Origin of the sequence: Microcoleus sp. MON2_D5 (assembly GCF_036701905.1) — a bacterium.
GTDB lineage: Bacteria > Cyanobacteriota > Cyanobacteriia > Cyanobacteriales > Microcoleaceae > Microcoleus.
Genome location: NZ_JAUBRM010000030.1, coordinates 25,073 through 41,415, shown reverse-complemented (window position 1 = coordinate 41,415; position 16,343 = coordinate 25,073). Strand labels below are relative to the sequence as shown.

General features: G+C 46.6%; 16 protein-coding genes. 9 read left to right on the top strand and 7 right to left on the bottom strand.

The features are described from left to right. Window positions 1–45: 45 nt before the first annotated feature. Window positions 46–528 (bottom strand): hypothetical protein, encoded by a 483-nt coding sequence (locus QUA47_RS13080; RefSeq protein WP_006632071.1) that lies wholly within the window; start codon window positions 526–528, stop codon window positions 46–48. 180 nt (window positions 529–708) lie between these two features. On the opposite strand from QUA47_RS13080, the gene uvrB reads away from it, so the two are divergent. The 3 genes from uvrB to QUA47_RS13065 are packed head-to-tail and all read left to right on the top strand — an operon-like array spanning window position 709 to window position 3,330. After that, window positions 709–2,721, top strand: coding sequence for an excinuclease ABC subunit UvrB (uvrB, locus tag QUA47_RS13075; protein WP_333431057.1), 2,013 nt, complete (start codon window positions 709–711; stop codon window positions 2,719–2,721). Window positions 2,722–2,737: 16 nt separating this feature from the next. Continuing rightward, window positions 2,738–2,971, top strand: coding sequence for a DUF433 domain-containing protein (locus QUA47_RS13070; RefSeq protein WP_445300911.1), 234 nt, complete (start codon window positions 2,738–2,740; stop codon window positions 2,969–2,971). Beyond that, a complete protein-coding gene (locus QUA47_RS13065) occupies window positions 2,968–3,330 on the top strand; it encodes a DUF5615 family PIN-like protein (RefSeq protein WP_333431056.1) in 363 nt (120 codons plus the stop codon). The genes QUA47_RS13070 and QUA47_RS13065 overlap by 4 nt, the downstream gene beginning before the upstream one ends. 127 nt (window positions 3,331–3,457) lie before the next feature. On the opposite strand, the gene QUA47_RS13060 is transcribed toward QUA47_RS13065, so the two are convergent. The 5 genes from QUA47_RS13060 to QUA47_RS13040 all read right to left on the bottom strand — a co-directional run bounded on the left by QUA47_RS13060 (window position 3,458) and on the right by QUA47_RS13040 (window position 6,636). Next, window positions 3,458–3,826 (bottom strand): type II toxin-antitoxin system PemK/MazF family toxin, encoded by a 369-nt coding sequence (locus QUA47_RS13060; protein WP_333431055.1) that lies wholly within the window; start codon window positions 3,824–3,826, stop codon window positions 3,458–3,460. An 8-nt stretch (window positions 3,827–3,834) separates the two neighbouring features. Further along, window positions 3,835–4,236: a hypothetical protein gene (locus QUA47_RS13055; RefSeq protein WP_333431054.1), complete on the bottom strand. Its 402-nt coding sequence runs from the start codon at window positions 4,234–4,236 to the stop codon at window positions 3,835–3,837. Window positions 4,237–4,323: 87 nt separating this feature from the next. Then, window positions 4,324–4,635, bottom strand: coding sequence for a hypothetical protein (locus tag QUA47_RS13050; RefSeq protein WP_333431053.1), 312 nt, complete (start codon window positions 4,633–4,635; stop codon window positions 4,324–4,326). Between the two features lie 585 nt (window positions 4,636–5,220). Beyond that, window positions 5,221–5,418, bottom strand: a complete 198-nt coding sequence (locus QUA47_RS13045) for a hypothetical protein (protein ID WP_333431052.1) — start codon at window positions 5,416–5,418, stop codon at window positions 5,221–5,223. Between the two features lie 180 nt (window positions 5,419–5,598). Continuing rightward, window positions 5,599–6,636 carry an NADP(H)-dependent aldo-keto reductase gene (locus QUA47_RS13040; protein WP_333431051.1) on the bottom strand — a complete coding sequence of 346 codons (1,038 nt, stop codon included), beginning with the start codon at window positions 6,634–6,636 and terminating at the stop codon, window positions 5,599–5,601. A gap of 207 nt (window positions 6,637–6,843) precedes the next feature. On the opposite strand from QUA47_RS13040, the gene QUA47_RS13035 reads away from it, so the two are divergent. The 5 genes from QUA47_RS13035 (at window position 6,844) to QUA47_RS13015 (ending at window position 13,888) form a co-directional block, all read left to right on the top strand. Next, the gene (locus tag QUA47_RS13035) at window positions 6,844–7,983 is read left to right on the top strand and encodes a DegT/DnrJ/EryC1/StrS family aminotransferase (RefSeq protein ID WP_333431050.1); all 1,140 of its coding nucleotides are present in this window, start codon (window positions 6,844–6,846) and stop codon (window positions 7,981–7,983) included. A gap of 149 nt (window positions 7,984–8,132) precedes the next feature. After that, window positions 8,133–9,008 carry a cyanoexosortase B gene (crtB, locus tag QUA47_RS13030; RefSeq protein WP_333431081.1) on the top strand — a complete coding sequence of 292 codons (876 nt, stop codon included), beginning with the start codon at window positions 8,133–8,135 and terminating at the stop codon, window positions 9,006–9,008. An 8-nt stretch (window positions 9,009–9,016) separates the two neighbouring features. After that, on the top strand, window positions 9,017–9,727 hold the full coding sequence (locus QUA47_RS13025; RefSeq protein WP_333431049.1) for a cyanoexosortase B system-associated protein: 711 nt from the start codon (window positions 9,017–9,019) through the stop codon (window positions 9,725–9,727). 186 nt (window positions 9,728–9,913) lie between these two features. Further along, window positions 9,914–11,434: a polysaccharide biosynthesis/export family protein gene (locus QUA47_RS13020; RefSeq protein ID WP_333431048.1), complete on the top strand. Its 1,521-nt coding sequence runs from the start codon at window positions 9,914–9,916 to the stop codon at window positions 11,432–11,434. 177 nt (window positions 11,435–11,611) lie between these two features. Further along, the gene (locus QUA47_RS13015) at window positions 11,612–13,888 is read left to right on the top strand and encodes a lipopolysaccharide biosynthesis (RefSeq protein WP_333431047.1); all 2,277 of its coding nucleotides are present in this window, start codon (window positions 11,612–11,614) and stop codon (window positions 13,886–13,888) included. Between the two features lie 257 nt (window positions 13,889–14,145). Here the strand turns inward: QUA47_RS13015 and QUA47_RS13010 are convergent, their stop codons facing one another. Further along, window positions 14,146–14,421: a hypothetical protein gene (locus tag QUA47_RS13010; RefSeq protein ID WP_333149812.1), complete on the bottom strand. Its 276-nt coding sequence runs from the start codon at window positions 14,419–14,421 to the stop codon at window positions 14,146–14,148. Between the two features lie 440 nt (window positions 14,422–14,861). Between QUA47_RS13010 and lpdA the strand changes: the two genes are divergently transcribed. Further along, on the top strand, window positions 14,862–16,298 hold the full coding sequence (gene lpdA / locus QUA47_RS13005) for a dihydrolipoyl dehydrogenase (protein ID WP_333431046.1): 1,437 nt from the start codon (window positions 14,862–14,864) through the stop codon (window positions 16,296–16,298). Window positions 16,299–16,343 lie beyond the last annotated feature (45 nt).

The window sequence follows — 16,343 nt, the reverse complement described above, 5'->3', positions numbered from 1 at the left end:
TGGTAGCAGATGACCACTAACAACTAACAACTAACAACTGACTAATTAATCTAAAAAGCCCATTAATGTCGAGCTATCGTCAATTTCGTTTGAGGCAATTGGTCGATTTCCTCCCATTGTGGAGTAAACTTCATCAATGTGCAGAGTGCTCATGCCAATAGGGCGGGCACCGGACATACTGAACATTTCGCTGACTTGCATGGCGCTAGAGCCGATCGGGCGATTGCCGAGAGTAGCAACCACTTCAAAGTCGCTGGATTCGACCGGGCGATTGCCTACAGTGCCGTAGGTTTCGCTTAGGTGCAGGGTGCTAGTGCCGATCGGGCGGTTCCCCGAAATCGAGACGGTCTCGCTGATTGTAAAATCGTCTGGGCCGACGGGGCGGTTGTCATGCAGGAGTTGCGGGCGATAAAGTTGAATTCCTGTTGCTTTGGCATCCGTGGGTTCTGTCGGTTGGCTTTTGGAACCTGCTTTGCCACGGCGGGCGAGTGCTTTGCCTTTGCCTGTACCTGTGCTCCTCGTATCCATAATTCTTTTCCTCGCTTATTGCTGTTGATTGCTGGGTTCGGACAACTGCTTTTGTGAGCTTTCTGCTTTCTATTTGGGCCGATGATTAAAATAATATTACAAAGTCTAACTATTTTCTTAGAGAAATTGCAGAATCTCTGCATTTTTGTTAAGATTTATGGGTAATAGCTACATTTTCCTATGGTAACTGCGGCAGCATCTTTTCAATTGCAAGCGCCCTTCCAGCCCACAGGCGACCAACCGCTAGCGATCAAGCAACTTGTCAAAGGCATCGAAGCGGGCGATCGATTTCAAACCTTACTCGGTGCCACAGGTACGGGCAAAACCTTCTCCATTGCCTCGGTGATTGAAAAAGTCGGCAGACCCACCTTAGTCCTAGCACACAACAAAACCCTGGCAGCTCAACTCTGCAACGAACTGCGAAATTTTTTCCCGAACAATGCAGTCGAATACTTTGTCAGTTATTACGACTACTACCAACCTGAAGCATACATCGCTGTCACCGATACTTTCATTGAGAAAACGGCAGCAATTAACGACGAGATCGATATGTTGCGGCACTCAGCCACGCGATCGCTCTTTGAACGTCGCGACGTGATTGTAGTTGCTTCAATTAGCTGCATCTACGGTTTGGGAATGCCCGCAGAATACCTGAAAGCGGCTATTCCTTTGCGAGTAGGAATGGAAGTCAACCAGCGGCAAGTTTTGCGAGATTTAGTTAACGTCCAATACAGCCGCAACGATATAGATTTAGGCAGAGGCAAATTTCGCGTCAAAGGCGATGTTTTGGAAATTGGCCCCGCTTACGAAGATAGAATTATTCGCGTTGAATTCTTCGGGGATGAAATCGATGCCATTCGCTACGTTGACCCCGTAACAGGTAAAATCCTGCAAAGTTCAACGGCTTTAAATATCTATCCAGCGCGTCACTTTGTCACGGCAGAAGATAAATTAGAGGCAGCTTGCCAAGGGATAGAACTCGAATTAGAAGACCGACTGGTAGAATTTGAAAAACAGGGTAAACTATTAGAAGCTCAGCGGTTGGAACAGCGCACTCGCTACGATTTGGAAATGCTGCGCGAGGTAGGTTACTGCAACGGAGTCGAAAATTATTCGCGGCATTTAGCAGGGAGAAATGCGGGGGAACCGCCAGAATGTTTGATTGATTATTTCCCGAAAGATTGGATGTTGGTGATAGATGAATCTCACGTGACAGTGCCGCAAATTCGGGGAATGTATAACGGCGACCAAGCGCGAAAAAAAGTATTGATCGAACACGGTTTTCGCTTGCCCAGCGCGGCAGATAACCGCCCTTTAAAAGCAGAGGAATTCTGGGCAAAAGAAAATCAGTGCATCTTTGTTTCTGCTACGCCTGGGGATTGGGAAATGGAAATATCCGAAGGCAGAGTTGCAGAGCAAGTAATTCGCCCTACCGGAGTAATAGATCCGACAATTTTCGTGCGTCCGACGGAAGGACAAATTGATGATTTGTTGGGGGAAATTAAGGAGAGAGTAAGTCGGGACGAGCGAGTTTTGGTGACGACTTTAACGAAGCGGATGGCAGAAGATTTAACCGAATATTTGCAGGAAAGGGCTATTAAAGTCCGGTATTTGCACTCGGAAATTCAGTCGATTCAACGCATCGAAATTATCCAAGATTTGCAGGATGGTAAGTTTGATGTATTGATTGGTGTTAACTTGCTGCGGGAAGGTTTGGATTTGCCGGAAGTTTCGCTGGTGGTAATTTTGGATGCGGATAAAGAGGGGTTTTTGCGCTCGGGACGTTCGTTGATTCAAACGATTGGAAGGGCGGCGCGGCACGTTCAGGGACAGGCTATTCTGTACGCGGATAATTTGACGGATAGTATGGTTAAGGCGATCGACGAAACGGATCGACGCCGGGGGATTCAGCTAGCGTACAATAAGATGCACGGGATTACGCCGCAGCCGATCGCCAAAAAGCGATCGAGTAATGCGATTTTGGCATTTTTGGATGTGTCGCGCAAGCTGAATTCTCAGCAGTTGGAGGAGGTTTACGAACAGGTAAACGAGTTATCTTTGGATGAGATTCCTCAGTTAATCGGGCGGTTGGAAGCGCAGATGAAGGCGGCGGCTAAGAAGTTGGAGTTTGAGGAGGCGGGTAAATTGCGCGATCGGATTAAGCATTTGCGGGATAAGCTATTGGGACACTAAGGAAGAGTGGGAGGATATGATGTTCGATCGCATTACCTTCGATCCAAAAATTATGGGAGGAAGAGCTTGCATTCGAGGAATGCGAATTACTGTTTCTTTGGTAGTGAGTTTAGTAGCAAATGGGATGAGTGTAGAGGAAATTTTGGCAGCTTATCCTTATTTGGAAGCTGAGGATATTAAAGCTAGTCTCCAGTATGCGGCATTTTTGACGAACGAGCAAATTCGTCCCTTTACTGGGAGTCCAGCATGAAATTCTTGGCAGACATGGGTGTGTCTCCTGTAACGGTGCTTGCACTGCGCCAGCAGGGATATAATGCTGTACACTTAAATGAGCAAGGATTGGAGCGTTTGCCCGATTCTGAGATCCTGGAAAAAGCACGCCAAGAGCAACGAATTGTTTTAACTTTTGACCTGGATTTTGGCGAGCTTTTGGCTATCAGTTCTGAATCCCTTCCAAGTGTGATTATTTTTAGACTGCAAACCACTATTCCAGTGTTTGTTAGTGCTAGATTGCTTGCAGTTTTGTCAGAGTGCGGTGAAGATTTGGAAACAGGTGCGATTGTGACAGTGGAAGATAATCGTTATCGAGTACGACGACTTCCTATTTAGGATAGGAAAGTGCGATCGCATTAAGCATTTGCGGGATAAGCTATTGGGACATTAAGCTTGTTGTCAGGGAATTGAGGGGGATTTTTAACCGCAGATGCACGCAGATAAACGCTGATGGAGGAATAATTTAAAAGCTGAACATTAGCTTGAGTCCATCTGCGATCGGCTGATACTCTTCTGCGGTTAAACTGCCAAGATAGCGCAATACTCGCCGGATATCTACAGCGCGTACTTGATCCAGCAATACTATCGAGTCGGCCGTTAGATTTCCTACTCCTGCCTGAAGACTTGGGTATAAAATTGGATTTTGTGCAGTCCAATCTCCTGATTGTCTGGTAATCGGCACAACAATCACAAGCTCAAAACGTATCATACCTGTGTTGCTTGGCCTCCCCACTACTACAGCAGGGCGTATTCCTTGCTGTTCGTGCAGTGCAGGCGTTTGAGGAGGGAAATCAACCAGTAAAATATCGCGAATGGTGAATCTATTAGCCACGCTTATTGCTATACCCTTTCGTCTTCAAGAATAACAGCACCTACTCCCGGTATATAGCGCACGGGTTGACCAAGTTTCATCGGGTCTACATCTCCCCAATCATAGGGAGGAATTTCATTATCGACGAGGTAAAGTTGACGCCAAGGCGATTTTGCCAATGCTTCCTCGGAAATGTCAGGAAAAAATATTAGCACTTCTGCGATGCCAACTGGAAAACCATTGAGTTTGCTCAAGCCATCTATAATGGCGGCTAGGACGGATAAGTCTAGATGGTTGAGGTTTTCTGCTTTTTCGATCAGTTGGTATACGGTTTCAGGATTGAGTGTTTCGCCCACAGCTTCGACCAAGTTTTCGGGGGTGAAACCTCGACGTTTCAAGTATTCGGCTAGTTGTAAGCGAATTGTACTCATGGGTTTAATTGAGAAATATTTTAGGGTGAAGTGCGATCGCCCTTTACCATTGTCGTATTTTTTGGATGGGAAGGGCGATCGTACTTTTTACCAGCTTCCTAGTTCTTCGGATGAATATTCGCGTTCCAAGGAGTCCGCTTTTGATAAACCATTGTTATCCCAGGAATCTGACTCGTATTCCCATCCACGGTTTTTATCTTTCCGATCCTCATCCTCAGAGTGTAAGCGTTCTAAGGTAGTCACTCTGTCTTTGAGTTTTTGCATACCGCGCTGAATGTCCGAGAGTATAAGCTCTTGACTGTTTGGGTGCGACCCATAAACCATACGGGCTATCTCCAAACCATGAGGATGAGCGAGCAGCTTTTCGAGTAGCGTTCGCGCGTGATTTTGTGGTATCATTGTTTTGCATAAATTAAATAACATCCAGAATCCTGAGAACAGGTTAATGCAGTTCAATACTACCGTTCTCGAATTCATGGTTGGAATAGAGCGTCCTTAACACCTCCAAGTAGTAGGGACGTTCTTTATTTATTATTAGCACATTAGCTGGCTAGTAGTCAACAAAATTTTGATGATAAATAATCAGTTTTTTTTGTTTATCCTGTGTTACCAGTACAGCAAAACGGGGTAGAGAAAAACGAAACAGGATAGGAAATGAGATAGTAATTGAATGTGAGGTATTAATTAACTTAATTAAGAATTGAAACCGCAAAGCGGGTATTTAGCGTTAAATCCTGCATAGCCATAATGAACCTAAATTCCCATTAGGGATTGAAACAGCTTTATTCTCTGTCAAAAGCGCACCGAGTTGCGTTTTTGAGTGGCAATTAACCTAAATCTCTATTAGGGATTGAAACCGATACATTTCGCAAGATGTGGGACGGAACTTTTAAAAATGCAGTTAACCTAAATATTTATTAGGGATTGAAACTTGTCCGTCATTATATTAAAAAAGTTGCTCGCCCAAACCACCATCCAAACCAACTACTTACTCAATACCACAGCATCCGTACTGCTAGCAAAAGCCGGACTAATAAACTCATCCTTCTCCTCGGCTGTGATGAAACCCTTATCTACAGCTAGCTGCATCACTTCCTGAAGAAAACCTCTGAACACATCTAATACTTGAGTGCGATCGCATTCAAAAACCTTTTCCCAACCAGAAGTTGCAAACTTCCTCAACTAAAACTTACGCAGGGGAACTCAGAAACCGGGTTTTTTGCGATAAAACTTCGTTACAGCCCGCAGATTCACTAAAAAACCCGGTTTCTTGGGCGGAGTGCGTAAGTTCTGTTTATGTAATTTTCGCATATTAAAGTGAGAAGTTGGGTTTCGTTACCTCAACCCAACCTACTAATAAACTTACGGTGTGGGATTAGGATACTTAGCGTGCACCGCATTGATTTCCGCTATGATATCCTTATCCAAATTCACCTCCAAACTACCGATATTTTCCTCCAACTGTTCGAGACTGGTTGCACCGATAATAGTGCTAGTTACAAACCAGCGCGATCGCACATACGCCAAAGCCATCTGCGCCGGACTTATCCCATGTTTACCCGCAATCTCAACATACGCTTTCACCGCATCGTTCAGATTAGTTTTATCGTAACGCTGACCAAATCCCGCGAATAAAGCCAACCTAGAATTTTCGGGAATTCCCTTTAAGTATTTACCCGTTAACAGACCAAATCCCAAAGGACTGTAAGCCATCAATCCCACATTCTTAAAACGGCAAGTTTCTGCTAAATTTAGGTGAAATGTGCGATTGCTCAAACTGAAAGCATTCTGAATCGAAACAACTTTCGGCAAACCGTGTTTTTCCGCCAACGTGCAAAACTCGCAAACTCCCCAAGGCGTCTCGTTACTCAAACCCAAATAGCGGATTTTTCCGGCTTTAATTAAATCAGCAAATACCTCTAACTGTTCCAAAATCGGTACAGTTTCGTGCTCTTGGGCGATGTCGTAATCCGGCGCGCCAAATAAGGGCACGTAGCGATCGGGCCAGTGGATCTGATAGAGGTCAATGTAGTCAGTTTGCAAGCGCTTCAGGCTGTCGTTCAGGGCTTTTTCGACATTTGGGCGATCGATCTGATTTTTTCCTTCCCGAATCCACTTTAATCGAGTGCTTCTGCCCGCCACTTTAGTCGCTATAATGACTTTATCCCGCTGCTGTTTCGCCAACCATTCGCCGATATATTCCTCTGTTTTTCCCTGAGTTTCCGCCTTTCCAGGGACGGGATACATTTCTGCCGTATCGATAAAGTTGACACCTCTATCCATCGCAAAATCGAGCTGTTGGGCCGCTTCCTCAACGGTGTTCTGCTGGCCGTAAGTCATCGTACCCAAACAGATTTCAGATACTGATAAGTCGCTGTCGCCGAGTTTTTTGTATTCCATGATTGCGATTGCTGCAAAATTCTCTGCTTCTATATTACAGAAAAACTTTCCTTTAGTTGAACGCTCAAAAAAAAGTACGTGAAGCGCAGCTATTCCGTAAAAAATCTCCCTTTCCCCTCTTTTACTCTGCGTCCTCTGCGGTTAAAAAAAAAATCAAATGCTATCCGCACTAAAATGTTAATATAAAGAATTATGCCTCGATAGTTTATGAGTAACCGCCCGCCAAAAGTTCCGTTTGTAAACTTTTCATTGCAACACCAACCAATTCAATCGCAAATAGCAGAAGCTCTTAGAAAAATCATCCAGGAAGGAGACTTTATTTTAGGCCAAGCACTCGCAGAATTTGAAACAGCATTTGCAGCAGCTTCAGGAGTAAAATACGGCGTAGGAGTGGCTTGTGGAACAGATGCGATCGCTCTGGGACTGCAAGCTTGCGGCATTAATCCTGGCGACGAAATTATCATACCCGCTAACACTTTTATCGCCACCGCGATCGCCGTCCTCCAAGCCAAAGCTATACCTATTCTTGTAGATTGCGACCCGGAAACCGCCCTGATTGACCTCACAGCAGCCGAAACAGCAGTTACCTCGAAAACTAAAGCAATTATCCCCGTACACCTTTACGGTCAAATGGTGTCGCCCCGGCAGCTTTTAGATTTTGCGAATCGCCACGATTTAATCATATTTGAAGATGCCGCCCAAGCGCACTTAGCCGAAAGAGAAGGATACCGCGCGGGTTCCATTGGTAAAGCAGCAGCATTCAGCTTTTATCCCAGCAAAAACCTCGGTTCTTTTGGCGACGGCGGGATGTTAATTACTAACGATGCACAACTCGCAGAAAAAATGCGAACTCTCCGCAATTACGGAGCACCTAGCAAATATTTGCACACAGAAATTGGCACCAACAGCCGCCTCGACAATTTGCAAGCCGCCGTGCTCAATGTTAAATTGCCTTACTTAGAAAAATGGAATCGCGATCGCACCGACGCCGCCCAACACTACAATACTCTACTAGCACCATTGAAACACAAAGGCATTGTACCGATCGCCAACCACAGCAGCAGCGGTCACATTTATCACCTCTATGTGATCAAAATTACTGAGGAAAGCTCGATCGACCGCAACACCCTTCAGGAAAAACTCGCCCAAGACGGGATTCAAACAGGCATACACTATCCCCTACCTTGCCACCTGCAACCCGCCTACCAAAACTTAGGCAATCGGGGCGACTTCCCCCGCGCAGAAACCCTGTGCCAACAAATTTTATCATTGCCAATGTATCCCGGATTGAGCAATACTCAGATCGAGCAAGTTGTTCGGGCGATCGTACTATCATTGAATTGCTAATTGTTCATAAAATTTATGCGGCAGGTGTTTCAAGCAGTAAGGTGCGGTTCTCAAAGCGTTTTGGTGGGGAATTAATAAATCTTTAACTCACAGTTTAAAACCCGAAAGCGTTGCGAATCCAGCGCGGCAATCTTAAAACTTCTCAAACCATGCACATCCAGCGCCGAATTCGCATTGTTTTCAAGCGATACCTCCTGGCGGAAGGTATCACGGTGCTCCTAGTGCTGCTGTACGCCCCCCTGCTATTACACTGGTACGACGGCTGGTTTAACAAAAGCATCAGCCTCGAACACGAATATTTCAGCCACGGACTAATTGGTTTGCCTTACGCAGCTTATACTGCTTGGATGAACCGAAAGTGCTGGCGCAGCTTGCCCAACTCACCGCATCCTGTGGGAGGCTTTTTGCTGGTACTAGCCACGCTTTTTTATCTGAGTCGCTTGAGCGATTTAGTAAATTTATCCCTGCCCGTAATGCTGGCCAGCATTTGCTTATCTTTAAAAGGAATTCCCGGCTTGAAATTGCAGGCGATGCCGCTTTTATTCGTATTTTTGGCCTCGCCAAACCACATTCCTTACCTCATTGAACCCTACGCCTTGCCGTTGCAGCAATTCATTGCTGAAACATCAGGATTGATATTAATTAAAGTTGGTCTCAACGTGAGAGTGGAAGAAATTTATCTGTACGTAAACGATCGCATTGTAGAAGTTGCTCCGCACTGTGCAGGCTTGAAAATGCTGTTTACCAGTCTTTACGTCAGCTTAATTCTGCTAGATTGGACGGGAGTTTGGAGTTCTCACAAAAGAAGCATTTTGTTTTTAGTTAGTACATCCATCATTAGCATCTCTTCCAACATTGTCCGCAACACTTTGCTCACTTACTTTCACGGAACCGAGAGAGAGGGGCTTTTTACTTGGTTGCACGCCGGATGGGGCGGAGACTTGTATTCCGCTTGTATACTAGGCTTATTGGTACTTCTCCTCAACGGGGTGGAAAAGTATTTCCCAAGCCAGTCTAGCAATTAATGAAACAGATGATTTCAGCACGGAAATTACTGCGGCGGTATCAATTATCTAAAATTATGATACTGGTGTTTTTGCTGATACTGGTTGGGGTAGTAGCAATTCCCGGCTACGCGACAGGAAGGTGGCCTTGGACAAACCCGCCAACCGTTGCAAACCTCAAGCAATTGAAAAGTTTGCGCCAAAACGGGATGACACTTCCCGGGTGGCAGGTGATGCGGGTCCAGAATAACGTCCAAATTGGCGGTCACAGATGGTTAGCTGAAGAAATTAAAAATGATCGAACAGTTGCCATTTTATTGCTGTTGCCTCAAAATGGCCCCAAAAACCAGCCCCAGGTAGAATGGTTAGATATCGATGGATTTCACCGGTGGCAAACAGATTCTCATCGCACTTTGAGGTTTACAGTTAAATTAGCGCCCATACCCGACAAGCCGCCCTCTACCGTCGAGGCCCGGTTTTTCCGAAGCTGGAATCCCCAACAAACTTTTGCTGTCATGCAGTGGTACGCTTGGCCTAACGGTGGTTCTCCAGCAACCAGCCGTTGGTTTTGGGAAGACAGCATTGCTAGACTGTCGAACCGCCGCGCCTCTTGGGTTGCTGTCAGTATCATCCTTCCCATTCAACCGCAGGGCGACATTAAGATAGCTCAACCCTTGCTGGAATCTCTTGCCGAAAGTGTCCAGGCTAAATTAATTACAGAAACTTTTCGCTTTGAGTAAGCAGGTAGGTGCAAATAAATAGGCCTAGATCGTGGGGAGGTTTTGCCAAAATCAACTGCTTCCTAGTAAATATCCGGATTCAACTCGCCCCTAAAATATCTTATTGTTTTTTCTCGTCGCTATATTTAGATGAAACTTACAAGTCAGGCTATTATTCACAATATTACTTTTTAAAATCCTCTCAAAATGCGGGAAAAATCTACAATTAAAAATCGCCTCGCTTTTTCCTTTGCCGGCCTGTATTCAACTGCTTGGACTCTATCTTTTGCTGCTGTATTCTGGGGTTTTAATAGCAAAAATTTTTCGGAAACGGCTTTAGCTCAATCTGTTGTTCCAAGAGACGAGCGACTCGTGGCGCCACCGCTATTGCGTGTACCGCCACCGCCGCCTGCCAATTTCAACCGGGATATTAACCCAGCTTTTCGGAATCGGCCCTACCGTCTGGGCCCGGGAGACCAAATTTCTGTTCAAGTTCAGCGCTTCCCAGAGCTAGGTTTTACTGGTCCAATCAGCCCTGAAGGGGTAATTGTACTGCCGCTAATCGGAACAGTAAATGTGCGCGGTCTTACCGTCGAAGAATCACAGCAGCGCCTCCGGGAGCGCTTTGGCCAATTTATCAAAAATCCTCAAGTCTCGGCTGCTTTGCTGGTTCAGCGCCCGGTAGTGGTGACGGTGACGGGGGAAGTGGCCAGACCGGGTTTTTATCCGCTGCAAACCCCCCAGCTTCCTGCGGCTCTGGCGGCTGCTGCTGGGACTAATCCTACGGCGGAACTGCGGGCGGTGCGGGTGCGGCGGACTCTGCCGGGAGGTGCTGTCGCGGAGCAAGTTGTTGATATTTTGACACCGTTGCAAACTGGTATTGCTCCGCCCGATTTGCGTTTGGAAGATGGAGATGCGATCGTCGTACCGTATAAACAGGTTACGCCCGATCGCAAATCCGATCAAGATTTAGCATCCAGGTACAGCCTCGCTGCTGCTGCTGTCCCCGTCCAAATCACTGTCACCGGAGAAGTCAGCAAACCGGGTTTTTACACGCTTCCGGCGGGTTCTGGTCGAATTTCGGCTGCTTTGGTGATTGCGGGGGGAGTGACGGGAAAAGCCGATTTGCGGGAGGTGCGAGTGCGGCGGACGCTGATGGACGGCTCCTCGGTGGAGGAACCAATCGACCTCTACACTCCCCTAGCAAACGCTAACGATTTGTTCGATTTTCCTTTGGTCTCGGGAGATGTGATTGTCATCCCGGAATTGGACGCTAGTACCAAAAACCTAAACTACGACAAAGCTCTGGTGGCGCGGTCTACCCTGATTAAGCCCCGGATCTACGTTCGAGTTTTGAGTTACGCTAGTGGTGGTTTGACCTCGTTCTACGTAGAAAATGGCAGCAGGTTTTTGGATGCTCTCAACAACTTGCCTGTTAATCTTGCTGACTTGCGGAAAATAGCCCTGATTCGGTTCGACGAAAAGCAAGGTAGAGCAATCAACCGTTCGATAGATGCTAAAGCTGCTTTGGAGGGCAATGTTTCTCAGAACCCGATGCTCGAAGATAATGATGTGATTGTGATTGGTAGGAATTTGGTAGAGCGCATTGGTTATGTAATCAATACTTTTACTCGACCATTCCGGGATACTTTGGGATTTATTCTGTTCTTTGAACAGTTGAGAAATGGGGTAACAGATCTATTCGGCCCGTCACGAAATGATAGGTAGTCATACCATTTTCAAATTTCAATTTTCGCTTTTCGATGGGGAATGACTTATGCGATATGCGTTTAAAATTTACCTACAGTTGCAGCTTTTTGGGAAATGGGTATCATTTGTCAGCAATCATTAGTTATCGTTAAGAATTAGCAATCTAAAATCTAAAATCTAAAATCTAAAATCGTCATGACTTTATCCGTTGTCAAACGCTATTTAATTGCTTTCGACCAATACAAGTGGGTGGGACTGGCTACTCTCGCGGTGACTGTGGGGGTGTCGGGAGTAGTGGCCCTGCAGCCAAAGGCGGCGCCAGTTTACGTTGCTACAGGTACACTGGCCTACCGCAGACCGAGCGTGATTTTTTCATCGACTACTACTAAAATTCAACAGGAAGGACAAGAAATAACTAAAGATATGCTGCTGGATACAACGGTGGTTGAAGCAGCCGCAAAACAACTCATCAAACCCGCAAAAAAATTAAGCCCAAAAGAAGAGCAAAAAGAAGTACAAGCTTTGGCTAAAAAGCTGGTAAAAAATGTGCAAGTAAAGATGCCCACTAAGAATAATGACCCCAGCGCTTTGATTCAAGTATTGTACAAAAATGCCGATCGCCAAAAAGCAGAAAAGGTAGTAGAGAGGCTGATGCTCGAAATGGTGGCTCGCAGCGAAACTCTTAATACTTCTAGACTGCGTGAGACGATCGCCCAAATTAACAAGCGTTTGCCGAAAGTAACTCAGGAACTCAGAGAGACGGAAGCAAAACTTGAAGCCTACGCAAAACGAGAAGGAACTTCAATTTTAGCAGCTCAGAGCGGTGCTTTGCCGCAAGCGATTACCACCATCCAACAGCAGCAGCGGCAACTCCGCGTGCAGTTGGGAGGAATTGAAGCTCAAATTAACAGTTTGCAGGCTCGCTTGGGATTGAATGTGGAGCAAGCTTACGTCGCTCAAGCACTCTCTGCCGATCCAATTATTGCCCAACTGCGAGTGCAATTGTTTTCGATCGAATCTCAGCTCAAAATTCTCCGCAGCGACTTGCAGGAGGAACACCCGAAAATTGTAGAATTGCTTAAACAAAAACTTGCTTTTGAGCAGCAGTTGCAGCAGCGGCAATCTGAGGTACTCGGCGGTAACGGGGTGGCGGCTCCGCTCAGAAGTGCCGATCGAATTCGGGTAGACTCTTCTTTAGATCCGGCCAGACAGCAGTTAGCTCAAACTTTGATTGCTTTGCAAACGCAGCACGATACGGTGCAACAGCAACTTCAAGGAATCGAGAAAACTGAAAAAGAATTGCGTCGGGAACACGCGACAATCCCCAACAAGCAGTTAGAACAAGCGCGGTTGGCCCAACAGGTGGCGTTCAAACAAGCTCTCTACGACAAGATGCAGTCGGCTTTGGTAGATGCTGAGGCGGCGGTAGCTGAGACAACGGGGAGTTTGACAATCGCCCAATTTCCGAAAACTGATGACGTTGAGTCAAACAAGAGAGGTTTGCCCGTGATGCTGGCGGTGGGCGGATTTGTGGGATTGCTGCTGGGCGGGGGGTTGATATTTTTGTTGGGGATGCTCAACGGCAAGTTTTACAGTTGGGAAGAAGTGCGGGCGGCTTTGGTGGAAAAAGAGGTGCCGATACTGGCAGTTTTGCCTGAAGTGACGGTGTTTGATTCCTACGGCGATGAAATGCCTCTGGCCCTGGAGGCAAATTCTCCCTATTTGGAATTTTACGAGCGGTTGCGTACTAATTTGCGCCGGATCGGGAACAAACCGGTAAAGGTGGTGTTGCTGACTTCGGCGGCGCCTTTGGAGGGGAAAAGTTTTAGTGCTTACAATTTGGCAATTGCATCGGCTCGATCGGGTAAACGGACTTTGCTAATTGAAGCAGATTTGCGATCGCCTTCTAACGTTGAATCTTTGAAAATTGCTGCCGATCCTTTGGCGACGGTGGAACCTTTGCACTATTACGGCAATATTAGCGAGTGCGTCCTTTTGGTTCCCGAGGTAGAGAATCTATACGTTGTGCCGAGTCCCGGCTTTTTGCGGCAAGCCTCGGCCGTACTAGAATCGAGCGAAATGCGGAGATTGTTTGAGGATGTTCGCAACCGCTTTGATTTTGTGGTTGTGGATTCTCCGGCTTTGAGCGAGTGCAACGACGCGCTGACGCTGGAACCGTACACGGACGGTATGATTTTGGTGGCGCGGCCTGGTTACACTTTGTCTAGTATGTTGTCTGAGGCTGCCGATCAGTTGCTGGAATCTGAGGAGGACGAGTCGAATAAATCCGGGCCGCGGCTGTTGGGAGCGATTATTAACGGTGCTGATATTCCGGTCAAGTTCCGCAATGATCTTGATGAATTGGAGTTGCCTTTGAGTGCGATCGGCGATCGGGCGATTGAAGTGCGAGCGAGGCAATTACCGCAGCCGTCAAAGCCTAAAAATAAGGCTATTAATAGTAAATTGAGATAATTTATTTGGCTTGATTCTTGTAAAGCCATCCTCAATGAAATATGAATATATTGTAGGCGGCGACATAAGCACCTTAAGCTTAAAGCACCGTTAACAGCCAGTCGATTTTAGATTTTAGATTTTAGATTTTAGATTTAAAAATTGACTCCACAGATGAATCTGGGAGCTGGAACTTCGGTCTAAAATTTTTCGCTTGTCAACAGTCAACAGTCAACAGTCAACAGTCAACAGTCCTTAGTTGAAAATGTGTCATCGCACTATTGATTGGATTCCGGGCGTTTCTGGTGTTTGCTCTGGATAAACTGTTCCAAATCGGCGATCGCATCTTCAAAATCCGACAAATTAATTTTCGCAGGTCTAGTCTTCTTCGGCAAACTCGAAGACTGACTCGCAGACTTAGCCGGAGGCGGTGGAGATTTAGGTTGTGCCGCTTGAGTGCTGTTCGATTCTATAGAATCGAACAATTCATCCAGGGACTCAAAAAAGGATTGAGCCGAGGCCCGGCGTAAATCTTTCTGGTCGTCATCTGTCATAAGCCACTCCATAGACTCTAAAAGTTGCCAATAAACTCTGCCCGCCCCCGGCGCGTGCAGACATGAAAACCCGACTAAAACAAGCAAGCGCACACAATTTAACCGGACGGTGGAATGCCTGTTGCTGAACTTGCTGCCCCATATAAAACCTGCAGCGACCATTGTCAGCCTTCAAACTTATATTTAACTCTACAGCCGCCTACTGAGTGATTTGAGACTTGGTGCAGACCCAGCTCAAAATCATTGACCCTGAAAAAATCTCAGTTACGGCTCTTTCGTTGTCTAATTAACCCTAGTCTAGTCGAGAATAAGGAGACAGGACTTATGCAACTATTACCGCTGTTCAAAGGTTGCGATGGCAACGCGCCACCTCGAAAGGACGGAGAGACGGTGTTTTTTGCTTGAGTCCTAAGATTTCAAAGGCATTAGGAGATTTTAAGGTGACTCAGGGATTTGATTACGATTTAGCAATTATCGGCGCTGGCGTGGGCGGACACGGCGCGGCCATACACGCGGTTAGCTGCGGGCTGAAAGTGGCAATTATCGAAGCAGGGGACATGGGGGGGACTTGCGTCAACCGCGGCTGCATTCCCTCGAAGGCGCTATTGGCGGCTTCGGGACGAGTGCGAGAGTTGCGGAATGCCCACCACCTGAAGACTTTGGGAATTCAGTTGGGGAATGTGGATTTCGATCGCGGGGCGATCGCCAATCACGCTAACACTATTGTTAGCAAACTTCGCGGCGACTTGACCAACAGCCTCAAACGTTTGAATGTCGATACTATCCAAGGTTGGGGCAAAATTGCCAGTGCTCAAAAAATTACCGTCGAAACCGATAAAGGCGAGAAAACTATTACCGCCAAGGATATTATTCTCGCTCCCGGTTCGGTTCCCTTCGTCCCCCCCGGGATAGAAATTGACGGCAAAACTGTATTTACCAGCGACGATGCTGTCAGGTTGGAATCGCTACCGAAATGGATTGCAATTATTGGTAGCGGTTATATCGGTTTGGAGTTTTCCGATATTTACACCGCACTGGGCTGTGAAATCACGATGATTGAAGCTCTAGATCAATTGATGCCGACTTTTGACCCGGATATTGCTAAGTTAGCAGAACGGGTGTTAATTGCACCCCGCGATATTGAAACAAAAGTGGGTGTTTTGGCTAAGAAGATTACTCCGGGTTCGCCGGTGATTATTGAATTAGCTGATTTCAAGACTAAGGAAATTGTCGAAGTTTTGGAAGTTGATGCTTGTTTGGTAGCAACTGGGCGAGTTCCTGTCAGTAAGAATTTGGGGTTAGAAACTGTTGGCGTGGAAACCATGCGCGGTTATATCCCCGTTAACGATAAGATGCAGGTTTTGGCAGCGGGAGAACCGGTGCAAAATTTGTGGGCGATCGGCGATGTTAATGGCAAGATGATGTTAGCGCATTCTGCGTCTGCTCAGGGAATTGCTGCAGTGGAAAATATTTGCGGCCGTCCCCGCGAAGTTGACTATTTGAGTATCCCGGCGGCGGCGTTTACTCACCCGGAAATTAGCTATGTGGGGATGACGGAACCTGCGGCGAAAGAGTTAGGAAAAACAGAAGGGTTTGAGGTAGCTTCTGTCAAGACTTATTTTAAGGGAAATTCTAAGGCTATTGCTGAAGGGGAAACCGACGGTACGGCTAAGGTGATTTACCGGAAAGATACTGGAGAGTTGTTGGGAGTTCACATTTTCGGTTTGCACGCTTCGGATTTGATTCAGGAAGCGGCAAATGCGATCGCCCAGCGCGATTCTGTGAACAATTTAGCATTCCGAGTGCACACGCACCCAACGCTTTCGGAAGTGTTGGATGAGGCGTTTAAACGGGCGGCTGGAGCGGGTAGTCATTAATTTGTAGGGGCTGTTTTCTTGTTTTATATCCCCGGCTTCTTGAAG

What these genes read in the sequence shown, in the direction of transcription:
- QUA47_RS13080 (WP_006632071.1), bottom strand. Translation starts at nt 528, where the DNA reads ATGGATACGAGGAGCACAGGTACAGGCAAAGGCAAAGCACTCGCCCGC.
- uvrB (WP_333431057.1), top strand. Translation starts at nt 709, where the DNA reads ATGGTAACTGCGGCAGCATCTTTTCAATTGCAAGCGCCCTTCCAGCCC.
- QUA47_RS13070 (WP_445300911.1), top strand. Translation starts at nt 2,738, where the DNA reads ATGATGTTCGATCGCATTACCTTCGATCCAAAAATTATGGGAGGAAGA.
- QUA47_RS13065 (WP_333431056.1), top strand. Translation starts at nt 2,968, where the DNA reads ATGAAATTCTTGGCAGACATGGGTGTGTCTCCTGTAACGGTGCTTGCA.
- QUA47_RS13055 (WP_333431054.1), bottom strand. Translation starts at nt 4,236, where the DNA reads ATGAGTACAATTCGCTTACAACTAGCCGAATACTTGAAACGTCGAGGT.
- QUA47_RS13050 (WP_333431053.1), bottom strand. Translation starts at nt 4,635, where the DNA reads ATGATACCACAAAATCACGCGCGAACGCTACTCGAAAAGCTGCTCGCT.
- QUA47_RS13040 (WP_333431051.1), bottom strand. Translation starts at nt 6,636, where the DNA reads ATGGAATACAAAAAACTCGGCGACAGCGACTTATCAGTATCTGAAATC.
- QUA47_RS13035 (WP_333431050.1), top strand. Translation starts at nt 6,844, where the DNA reads ATGAGTAACCGCCCGCCAAAAGTTCCGTTTGTAAACTTTTCATTGCAA.
- crtB (WP_333431081.1), top strand. Translation starts at nt 8,133, where the DNA reads ATGCACATCCAGCGCCGAATTCGCATTGTTTTCAAGCGATACCTCCTG.
- QUA47_RS13025 (WP_333431049.1), top strand. Translation starts at nt 9,017, where the DNA reads ATGATTTCAGCACGGAAATTACTGCGGCGGTATCAATTATCTAAAATT.
- QUA47_RS13020 (WP_333431048.1), top strand. Translation starts at nt 9,914, where the DNA reads ATGCGGGAAAAATCTACAATTAAAAATCGCCTCGCTTTTTCCTTTGCC.
- QUA47_RS13015 (WP_333431047.1), top strand. Translation starts at nt 11,612, where the DNA reads ATGACTTTATCCGTTGTCAAACGCTATTTAATTGCTTTCGACCAATAC.
- QUA47_RS13010 (WP_333149812.1), bottom strand. Translation starts at nt 14,421, where the DNA reads ATGACAGATGACGACCAGAAAGATTTACGCCGGGCCTCGGCTCAATCC.